The 11766-nt window shown below is 34.0% G+C and carries 7 protein-coding genes; 6 read left to right on the forward strand and 1 reads right to left on the reverse strand.

Going from position 1 to position 11766, the window contains the following annotated elements; all coding sequences use genetic code 11:
- Nucleotides 1–10 precede the first annotated feature (10 nt).
- The 6 genes from HGP29_RS25525 (at nt 11) to gshAB (ending at nt 10720) form a co-directional block, all read left to right on the forward strand.
- Nucleotides 11–1204 carry a glycosyltransferase family 2 protein gene (locus tag HGP29_RS25525; RefSeq protein ID WP_168885301.1) on the forward strand — a complete coding sequence of 398 codons (1194 nt, stop codon included), beginning with the start codon at nt 11–13 and terminating at the stop codon, nt 1202–1204.
- Between the two features lies 1 nt (nt 1205).
- A complete protein-coding gene (locus HGP29_RS25530) occupies nt 1206–3800 on the forward strand; it encodes an Ig-like domain-containing protein (RefSeq protein WP_168885302.1) in 2595 nt (864 codons plus the stop codon).
- Between the two features lie 8 nt (nt 3801–3808).
- Nucleotides 3809–4726, forward strand: a complete 918-nt coding sequence (locus tag HGP29_RS25535; protein ID WP_168885303.1) for a PorP/SprF family type IX secretion system membrane protein — start codon at nt 3809–3811, stop codon at nt 4724–4726.
- A gap of 2 nt (nt 4727–4728) precedes the next feature.
- A complete protein-coding gene (locus tag HGP29_RS25540) occupies nt 4729–6870 on the forward strand; it encodes an OmpA family protein (protein ID WP_168885304.1) in 2142 nt (713 codons plus the stop codon).
- Between the two features lie 231 nt (nt 6871–7101).
- A complete protein-coding gene (locus tag HGP29_RS25545) occupies nt 7102–8442 on the forward strand; it encodes an MATE family efflux transporter (RefSeq protein WP_168885305.1) in 1341 nt (446 codons plus the stop codon).
- Nucleotides 8429–10720, forward strand: coding sequence for a bifunctional glutamate--cysteine ligase GshA/glutathione synthetase GshB (gene gshAB / locus HGP29_RS25550; protein WP_168885306.1), 2292 nt, complete (start codon nt 8429–8431; stop codon nt 10718–10720). The genes HGP29_RS25545 and gshAB overlap by 14 nt, the downstream gene beginning before the upstream one ends.
- Nucleotides 10721–10936: 216 nt before the next feature.
- On the opposite strand, the gene HGP29_RS25555 is transcribed toward gshAB, so the two are convergent.
- Nucleotides 10937–11659 carry a hypothetical protein gene (locus HGP29_RS25555; protein WP_168885307.1) on the reverse strand — a complete coding sequence of 241 codons (723 nt, stop codon included), beginning with the start codon at nt 11657–11659 and terminating at the stop codon, nt 10937–10939.
- Nucleotides 11660–11766 lie beyond the last annotated feature (107 nt).

Genomic DNA, 11766 nt, shown 5'->3' on the forward strand with positions numbered 1-11766 from the left:
TTTAAACCTAATGTTAGACTCACTCATCACTTACTTTTTCTGGGCAAGCTTATTTGTCGTAGTTTATTCTATTATTGGCTATCCAATAGTGTTATATGCTCTTGTGCTTATTAAAAGAACCTTTGGCACATCTAAAACTTTAACCTTAGATAAAATAGAGTTTACTGAAAAAGTAGCCGTCGTTATCCCATGTTATAACGAATCAGACATCATTGAAGAGAAAGTCTACAATACGCTATCACTCGACTACCCAAAAGAATTACTAAAGATCTACGTTGTTGCAGATGGTAGTACAGACAATACTTCAAAAGTTATACAAAACTTACAACACAACGGAATTGATATACATTATTTCTATGACAAGAAGAGAGCAGGAAAATCAGCTGCTATCAATAGAGTCATCAATAAGGTAAAGGAAGAAATTACTGTATGTACTGATGCCAATACTTTATTGAACAGAACGGCAATTAAGGAAATCATCAAAAACTTTAAAGACAAGAAAGTCGGATGTGTTTGTGGTGAAAAAAGAGTACTTCAGGAAGCAGGCGATGTGGCTTCATCTGGAGAAGGTGCTTATTGGAAATACGAATCATTCCTAAAGAAATTAGATGCTGAACTTACATCTGTAATGGGTGGAGCAGGAGAACTAATTGCTTTTAGAACTAATGTATATCCACAGATTCCTAAAAAGATCATTTTAGATGATTTCTACCTTTCAATGAAAATCTTATTACAAGGATATAAAGTGGCCTACGAGCCTAAGGCTTTTGCTTCTGAGAAAGCATCGGTCTCGGTTAGAGAGGAAATGAAGCGAAAAATTAGAATCGCTGCAGGTGGTTTTCAAATTATATTTACACTGCTGCCTCTATTCAATATTTTCAAAAGAGGAATGGTCACTTTTCAGTATGTATCACATAGAGTATTAAGATGGTTATTTGTTCCCTTCGCTCTACCGTTGATATACATTGCAAACTTTTATTTAATGGTTTTTGTTAATCCTTTATACAGTTTACTGTTTTTAGGGCAAACACTAATGTACACTATTGCATTCATAATCCATTCAATAAAAAGAAAAACAAAACCATACAAAGTATTCATGTTGCCCTACTACTATGCAATTATGAATTACTGTGCATTGCTAGGTTTCTTCAGATACTTATCCGGTACCCAATCTTCAGTTTGGGATAAAGCAATCAGAAAATAAGATGAAAAATAAAACTTACATATGGCTCTTACCACTAATATTTATAGGACTTTGCAGTAGTGCATATATCTTCACTACCTATTCATACCTTGTATTGGGTGATAATCCTAATGCTGGACAAGCATGGAATAATGATGGACGACCGGAAGGTACTTATGTTGTATCAACTCGTCTTACACCACCAGCTGAAAGTGCAGAATTGTTCCAGTATATTTACGATACAATCTCTATTGCTACAGAGGCTTTTATTGAGGAACACAATAGAAACTTTTTAGTAGTAGAAACAGGTGCAGTTTATATCACTTTAGGGTTCGAAGATGCCGATTGGTTTAATACCTTAGGCTTCTACACTTACCCACATAATGATCCACCCGAGAGCATTGCTGATATAGAAAATACAAAAACAATTGTTTTCCCTAAATTGGATACTGAAAACACAATAAACAATGGTTTTCAGTTATACCTTGGAGATTACACTGCGGGTACTGTAATTGGCTTTTTCCTAGTTTCACAGGGTTGGGACCATACTGCTCCGGATAAAGTTTCTGCTATAGTTGATGGTCGATATACACTCTATTCAAACAGTGATTTGAACGAAGGAGTTGTTGATCCAGATGGTACAGAAATCGGATTCCTGACTCACTCAGTAGTTGTAGCCAACAGAAGAACAACAGAAAGAGATTTCTTATTATGTTTTGAAGATGATATTGAGAATGCAGATTACGATTATAACGATGCTGTTTTCTTTGTTCACTCATCACCTGAAAATGCAATTATTACATTTAACGGAGAGGTGAATGAACAAATTGTAGCAAGAGATACAACCATTACATTATCATTAAACCAAACATCTACTGTACCAATTACAACACTGATAGAAGATGAAGTACCGGAAGATGCTGTGATTACAATTACATCCATCTCAGACCCTATGCTAACGACAACACAAGATTTACCTAGTATTTCTGTGTTGGGAGAGGATACAAATATTGGTACGGATACCATTTTCTATACAGCCTGTGATCTAGGCTTTCCTCAAACTTGTGATGATGGTATGATCATCGTAACGACAAGTGATCAGAATGAACCTCCAGTAGCTAGAGATAGTGTATTGATTGATTTTGATGACCCTTTGTTTATCAATGGAATTACTGTGGCCGATCTCGCTACTGATCCAGATGATAATCTAGATTTATCTACAATTGCTATTTTAAGTGATGTTGATTCTAACTTAAATCTAACGATCACAGGTGGAACGATTACTTTTGCACCAAACCAAGATTATTCTGGCCCTGATTTCATACTATATAGAATTTGTGATTTAGGATCACCCGTGTATTGTGATGTTGGATCATTTATTATTGGAGGGAACGATGGCCCTATAGCCAATCCAGATGAAATCGATATTTATGCAGGAGAAGGAGTTATTATGGATGTATTGGGTAATGATACTCCAGGTAGTTCTCCATTAGATCCGGAAACCCTTACTATCATTTCAAAACCAGATGACAATACTGCAACTGTAAATGTGGTAGACGGAAAAATTGAAAATGTACCTCATCCAGATTTTACAGGTCCTTATGAAATAATCTATGAGATTTGTGACAGTGGTACTCCAACACTTTGTGACACCTCTACAATAACAGTCAATGTTGTAGATCCACAAGGAGATGAAGTGATTGATAGATCAAATATTCCTCCTTTAGCTCTAAACGACTCCGTAGTAACCAATGTAAATACAGCGATTTCTATCGAGATCAATAATAATGACTCTGATGAAGATGGTATTATTGTTCATGATTATTCATATATCGTAAAGCCACCATTAAGGGGTGAAGCTACATTAAATGTCTTCGTCAATAATGGGCAATCCATCCCAATTATCAATTACACTCCTAATGAAGGGTTTACAGGATTGGATGTCCTATCATACAGAGTATATGATGATGGAGACCCACATTTATCGGACGATGCGTTAGCACTTATCTTTATTACTGAAGATGGAGTAACCATAACTACTAATAATGATACCTTATGGGTAGATACAATTTATGTATCACCTTCTCAGGAAAGTTGTTTTTCTATTGCCAATAAACTTGCTGAAGAAAACTCAACTTTAAACGTTACATCAAATATTATCAATGTCTATCCTAAAAAAGAAGGTGCTTCCTTAAATTATTCGGATTCTGTGATCTGTTATCAAGCACCTGAAAATATGGAAGGAACAGATCATGTCTATTATACTATCTGTGATGCTTGGGGTACTTGCCAGCAAGGGTTACTAGTTATAATAGAAGGGGATGGAACACCAAAATATGAAGAACCTCTACTTACTTTCTATTCGGGCTTTTCTCCGAATGGAGACCAATTAAATGATGCATTTGTAATCGAAGGAATAGGTGGATATCCGGACAATGATATCACGATTTATAACCGTTGGGGACAACCTGTATATAAAGGCAACGGTTACGACAACACATGGAATGGTAATAACCAGAATAATGAACCATTACCAGACGGAACCTACTACTACATTTTAAAAGTAAGAACTCCTTACGAATTCAATTACAACGGCTATGTAGTAATTAAAAGATAATAATTCGTATGAAAAAACTACTCATCTTCTGTTTATTTTGCTTTGGGATAACAGAAGCCATAGGTCAGCAAATGCCTATGTTCTCACAATATGCTTACAACACACTAGCGATTAACCCTGCTTTTGCTGGAACAAAAGATGGGGTAGATGCCACTATGCTTTTTAGAAAACAGTGGACTGATTATGAAGGTGCTCCTTCGACGGTGAATTTTTCTGCCAATTCTGCAATTGCCAAAGGTAAAATGGGAGTAGGGCTAAATTTCGTCAATGATAAAATTGGTATTTCAACCAATAATACTGTGCAAGGAGCTTTTTCATACATTACGCCTATTACACCTGACATCACTATGTCATTAGGTATGTATCTTTCTTTATTAAACTTCAAACACGATTGGGGTGACTTAAGAATACAACATACCAATGATCCCGTTTTTGGTACAGAAAGCGAATCTATTTCTCAATTTAATACTGGTTTTGGTATCTACTTTTATAGCGACCGATTCTATTTTAGTTTTTCTGTTCCTAGTATTCTTGAGGTAAGTATGACAAAGACAGATGGTGATAATAATTTATATAGAAGACACTTTTTTGTAAAAGGTGGTGTACATTTCAATTTATCAAACCATATTGATTTTGTACCATCTGTTTTATTAAAAAAAGTAACCAACTCTAATTTACAGGCTGATGTAACAGCTACTTTTATTTTCCAAAAAATGCTTTGGGTAGGAGCATCATACAGAACTGAAGACGGGTTTGCAATTATGTCACAAGTTGTTCTAAAAGATAGATTTAGAATTGGTTATGCTTACGACTACCCAAATACTGAAATACAAAACCATACCTCTGGTACACATGAAATATTATTAGGAATTAATTTCCCTACGAAGAATAATAACTCAATTATTACCAGTCCAAGATATTTTTAAAGATGAGGACGTTCATACTATATATCATAATACTATCATCGATTAATGTAACTTTTGCTCAAAAACAAGAAACCTTACTACAGAGAGCTGAAAAGCATTACAATAGGCAAGAGTATGTTTTAGCAATTAAAAACTATAATAAAGTCAATACGTTGGATGTTTCTTCTAAGTATCGATTAGGCTATTCATACCAAATGATCGATGATTATCGTAAGGCACTAAAAACTTACCAGAGTATCGTAAAAGTAAAATGGGAAGGCCAAGATTTAGTTTTCCTAAATTACGGTTTGATGGCTAAAGCGATGGGTTTATACGGCAAAGCGGGAGATGCTTTTAAAGAGTATCTTTTTGATCATGCTGACGATAAGGATGTAAGAGATTTATACCTCTCTTGCCAAACACAATATTATGATGAGTTAGTAAAAAATAAAGCGCTAACTATAGTAGAAAACCTATCTTTTAATACGGAGCATAAAGAGATATCTCCCGTCTTGCTTCAAGATGGATTGATTTATTCTTCATCAAGAAGAGACCATGTGAAAAATGATATTCACCATAGGGATGGTAACCAGTTTTTAGACTTACACTTTGTCCAAAAAAATGACTTAGGAGTTTATGATGAAACAGAAATTCTTCATGAACATGTATTAAACAACCTACATGTTGGTCCATCTTGTTATGACACGATCAACAACAAGTTTTACATGACTGTCAATTTAAAGAAAAAGAAGTCTGTCGATGCCATTAATAATCTACAGATTGTGGTTTCCAACTATGATCCTATTGATCATCATTTTGACAGACCCGAAAGTATCAATATTAATAATCCAGAATATAATTTAGGACATCCTACTATTGCCAACCATGGAAATACCATGTATTTCGTTTCGGATATGCCAGGAGGTCATGGGGGGACAGATATTTATAAAACAGAGAAAGGTATTAACGGTAAATGGACTGAACCTGAAAATCTTGGAGATCTAATTAATACTTCAGGAAATGAAATGTTCCCTTATGTCTATGACGATAATACGCTATATTTTTCTTCAGATCGACACATAGGTTTAGGAGGCTTAGATATCTTTAAAGCAATCATTGTAAAAGGTGAAATTACAGGTATTGAAAACGTCGGGGCTCCAATTAACTCCTCTACGGATGATTTTGGTATCTGCTTCCAAAACCCTAATGAAGGGTACTTTACGTCCAATCGTTTCGATGGTAAAGGAGATGATGACATTTACTCTTTTAAGCATAATTCGTTTGACTTTACCGTTTTTGTTATCGATAGTGTTACAAGAGAACCATTGGAAAATATTATTGTAGAGTGTTATGATAATGACCGTATGGCAGTAATGAATTTTGAAACAGATGAAAAAGGATATGTACGTTTCAACAGTCGAGACAAAAAGATGATTCAGACCATCGCTGCTATGTCTTCAAACTATAAGTACAAAGAAAAGAATATTAAAGACAGAAAAGAGGAACGAAATGTTGTTGTCATTGAATTAGTAAAAGGAAGAAATTTACAACTTATTGGAGACGTTTTCGATTCTAAGACACATAAGAAAATCAAAAGTGCACATGTGTTCCTGTATGATAACGATTCTACCAGAATCCGGTCTATTGGTGATGTAAGAGATGGGCATTATTCTATCATTATTACTGAAGTACCAAATCATCATTACTTTATTTCTAATGCTGAAGGGTACATCACTAAAAATATGAAATTGATTAATCCGACTCCTGATCGATTTGGTGTGATTTATCAAGACATATATTTAGATCCAATTATGTCCGAAAATGTTGTGGATATTGAAAACATCTATTATCCTTTTGATTCTTCTTTCCTTACAGAGAAATCTATATCAACTCTAAATGAAGTATTTGCATTACTAAGAACTAATTATGACTATAAAGTTGAGATGCAGTCACACTGTGATATCAGAGGAACTGAAGGGTATAATATGCAATTATCTTTGGAAAGGATGGAATCTGCCATGGGTTATTTAGTAAGAAAAGGTATTTCTAAAGACCGATTGATTCTAGGATATTTTGGTGAAGAAGTAACCGCTATTGATTGTAAAGATTGTAGTGAAAGTGAACATCAATTAAATAGAAGAACTGAGATCAAGATCATTAGGTAATAGTTCCAAGATTTTGGTATTACAGACTTGTTACATTTACTTAAAGAATCTTTATAATAAAGTTTAATACCTGCTTTTTTTTAAGAAGTTGTTGTAATTTGTGTTATTAACGAATAGAGGGAATCAATCATAAAGCAAAGTCACTATTTCCTGTAGAATAATGAATGCCATTATCCTTTAATCCCTCAAGGTATTATCGAAATTACTTGCCTAAATACTTAGGCAACTCTTATGAAAAAAGATTTAACTAAAGGATCCGTTTTAAAAGGGATCCTTACTTTAGCCTTACCTATTATTGGTGCCATGTTTATGCAAACTGCCAATAATGTAATTGATATAGCATGGATTGGAAAAATAAGTAGTGATGCCGTAGCAGGTGTAGGTACTAGTTCTTTTTTTATTCAGTTAGTATGGTCTATTTGTTCCATATTTCTTATTGGTTCCGGTATTCTGGTATCACAATCCATTGGAAAAAATAACGAACAGCAAGCAAGAGAATACAGTAGAGAATCATTGATTGCATTATTTGGTATTATTCTCTTGATGGGGGTCTTGATGCAGATCTTCTTTCAACCGATAATTTCCTTTTTTAACTTCGAGAAACCCATCGTAGAAGATTATGCCTACACTTATCTAACATGGATGTCAGGCTTTTTATTCTTCTCTTTAACTGTTTTACTTATGACACAGATAAGTAATGCAAGGGGAGACTCTAAAACTTCATTAAAGTATTCTACCATAGGAGTATTTATAAATCTTGTCCTGGATCCACTATTTATCTTCACTTTTGATTTGGGTGTAATGGGAGCTGCATTAGCTACAGGTGTTGCCCAATTTATTACACTTTTCTTATTCCTAAAACGTTATGCTAAAGCATTTTTTGGTGATAGAGAAGAATGGATTTTTAGATTCGAAAAAGTAGGAGAAATCTTTAAAGTGGGGTTCCCCGCATCGCTACAACGTATCCTATTTACTTTAGTAGGAATTGCGATTGCAAAGATTGTTTCAGAATGGGGAAGTGATGCGATTGCAGCTCAAAAAATCGGCAACCAAGTAGAAGGAATTACGTACATGTGCATTGGCGGATTGTCCTCTGCAATGATGTCATTTACAGGGCAAAACTTTGGAGCAAAACAATATAAAAGAATAGAAGAAGGATATAAAAATGCCATGGCATTCACAATACTAATTGGGTTAATTAACGGTGCATTTTTCTATATTTTCTCTGAGTCTTTAATCCAATTGTTCGTCTCTGAAAAGGATACTATTGCAATGGGAGCAAGCTACCTTGAAATCTTAGGTATAGCACAAGTATTTATGTGTGTTGAAATGGTCACCAGTGGAATTATTAACGGTCTTGGTAAAACCAAATACCCTGCCTATATTAATATAAGTATGACGGTAATCCGAATTCCAATGGCCCTATACTTTGCTAAAAACCTAGGTTTAGGAATTGATGGTGTTTGGCTATCAATTGGTGTAAGTATGTTCTTACGCGCTGTTTGCTTAACAATAGCCTATAACTATACAAGAAATAAAGTGATTTTAAAATTGAAAAATGAAGTCAGTTAACCATATCATCGATCAACATTTATCCTCTCGATTATTTGAAGGCAACTTCGGTTTTGAAAAAGAAAATATTAGAGTAGATAAGTCAGGACATATTGCATTAACTCCACACCCAGAGAATTTGGGTGATAAATTAACACACCCCTACATTACAACTGATTTTTCCGAAAGTCAGATTGAAATGATTACACCTATTCGCCCTTCTGTAAAAGAGGCGTTAGGTTTCTTAGAGACTATTCATGATATCGTTACCTTAAACTTAGATAATGATGAATTGCTATGGCCTCAGAGTACTCCACCTTTATTACCTGAAGATGAGGCAAAAATTAACATTGCACATTTCGGAGAGAAAGGCATAGAAAATGAAAAATATAGAGAGCATTTAGCCAATACCTACGGAAAGAAAAAACAACTTTTATCGGGTATTCATTTTAATTTTTCGTTTCCAGAGAAAGCATTAGAGCATTATTACGAGACTTCCGAGAAGAATATATCTTATGATAAGTTCAAAGAAGAAATTTACTTAAGAATCACGAGAAACTTCTTGAAAGATAGATGGTTTTTAATTGCTTTATTAGGAAATAGTCCAGTACTACACAATACGTACAATAAAAGCTGTATCGATGAATTGCCAAAAGCTACTTCCGATGCCCACCACTTTTGTGATGCCACATCGATGAGAAGTAGTATGTGTGGTTATAAAAATAATATCGATTTAATACTTGATTACTCATCAATTGAGAATTATAAGAAAAGCATAAAATCGTGGATTGATAAAGGTGTGATTTCTTCTGAAAAAGAAAACTATTCAACTCTGCGATTAAAAGAAATTAATGGTAAGCTTTCGCATATCGAAGTAAGATTATTGGATTTAGATCCTTTAGTTAAGTGTGGCATCAATCCGCTGAATGCAGAAATTATCCATATTTTCTTAATCTATTGTCTTTTAAAAGATGAAGAAGGGATCAGTGATGAAGAACAAACTGAAGCACATTTTAATCAAGAAGTAGCTGCAGAACAAGGGATGTCGATGACTGCAGACCTTAAAATTGATGGGAAGAAAGTTAATCTCCAAAGAGAGATCATGCTAAAATATAGAGCCATAGAAAAAACTGTTGAAGATATCCTTCCTCAAAAATATATGGCAAGTTTAGAACATCTAAGAAATCTGTCGGATCATTTAAAACATCGTCCTGCATATAGAGTTTTAGATGGAATTAAAGAAACTACTTTCTTAGAGTTCCATTTACAACAAGCTAAGCAATATTATAAAGAAAGTAACGATCAAAACTATAAGTTTTTTGGTCTAGAAGATATGGAACTTTCTACTCAATTATTATTGAGAGAGGCTGTATTTAGAGGGGTCAATTTTGAAATTATGGATAGACCCGAAAATTTCGTCCGTTTAGAAAAAGATGGTCATATCGAACATGTAATGCAAGCGACTAGAACATCATTAGATAACTATGTGAGTGTCCTGATGATGGAAAACAAAGTAATGACTAAGAAATTACTTGAAGCTGCCAATATTAGAACTCCAAAAGGAGAACAGTATTCTGATGTTATCAAAGCAAAAGAAGACTTTATGTTCTTCAAAGGTAAAGCCATTGTGATCAAACCAAAGTCAACTAATTTTGGCTTAGGCATTACAATCATCAAAGAAAATAAAAATGAGGAGTTCTATCATAGAGCTATTCAAATGGCTTTTGAACATGATAATTCAATTTTGATTGAAGAATTTGTGACTGGAAAAGAATATCGAATTTTCATTATCAAAGATGAAGTTGTGGGTATTTTACATCGAGTTCCTGCCAATGTGAAAGGGGATGGTGAAAGTACCATCAGAGAATTAGTAATTGAAAAAAATAAAGATCCACTAAGAGGAAAAGGGTATAAGACTCCTTTAGAAAAAATTGCTCTTGGTGAGGCTGAAGAAATGTTTTTAGAAACTCAGGGGTACTCTTTTAGTACTGTTCCTGATAAGGATCAAATCATATATTTAAGAGAAAACTCAAATATTTCAACCGGAGGTGATAGTCTAGATTTCACTGATGACATTCCAGATTCCTACAAGAAAATCGCCGTTGATGCCACCAAAGCACTCAATGTTGAAATTACGGGATTAGACATGATGATTGATGATATAAAGGAAGAAGCAAATGTAAATAATTATGCTATTATTGAAATGAACTTTAATCCTGCCATCCATATTCACTGTCATCCGTATAAAGGAAAGAACAGGAAACTGAATGCAAAAGTGATGGATGCCCTAGGGTATTGATTAAAACGGTTGATGATATTAGATGTACTCGGTTAAAAAGCAATTTTTAACTCCTAGTTTATCAATCAAACCATCATTTGCTAAACTATAGAGCTGTGTGAATTTCGCATGGCTCTATTTCTTTTAATACAGATTACGTTTAATATATAACAACAAAGCCACCAACCTTTCGATTGATGGCTTTACAACTATCATAACTGAAAACATACTTATCATTTATCCTCTAAAATCATTGATTTGATATCTATGTCCTTCTAGGGTAAATATCAATGTAGTACCGCTGTAACTACAATCAACATTTCTTAAAACTTCATATCCATCATCGTACATATCATCAGGGTTGTTATAGTAGACAATCATTAATTTTAATTGACGACCTTCGAAAGATGGGTCTACATAAGCTTTTGTACCATCAGGAAGTGTTATTGTTTTAACATCTGCTACTTGTGGAGCTTCACTTGCCATCCAATCATTTGTTGGGTGTGTACTTGGACGTAACTCTCTAGTCCATTCACTTAGTGTTTTTTCATGTACTTCAAACGAATTAGTGTCTGTTATTTCAGGTTCATCAACAACTGTTCTATCAGCATGCGATTTTACTAATTTACTTTTATGAATATTCAAATGAGTAGTTTCGGTAGGAGTAACCTCATCAATGATTGTTTTTGAAGTATTCGTTTTTACTAGTTTTGTTTTATGAATATTGGATGTAGTTTCATTCGTTGGACTTACTTCATCAATTAGCTGTTTATTCAAACTTTTTTGTTGTTCATTATGATTGACTTTAGTTGAGTCTGGTTGTTCTGCACTCTTAGTCTCAAAATGTTGAACTTTTAATTGTTGAACAGGCGAAATGGGTTGTGGCTCATTGTCGTGGTTACAAGCTACCATTGAAAGTAATGATAATGCGATAATCGAAGTTGTGAACAGATTTTTCATAGTAGATATATTTTTGAATGTGTTTTTGAATAATTGTTATAGTTAATCAAACGGGACACATCCATAAGAGATGATGATATTTAATGGAGGTAACATTAGCGGGAAAA

The sequence above is a fragment of the Flammeovirga agarivorans genome (genome assembly GCF_012641475.1).
In the GTDB taxonomy this organism is placed as follows: Bacteria; Bacteroidota; Bacteroidia; order Cytophagales; family Flammeovirgaceae; genus Flammeovirga; species Flammeovirga agarivorans.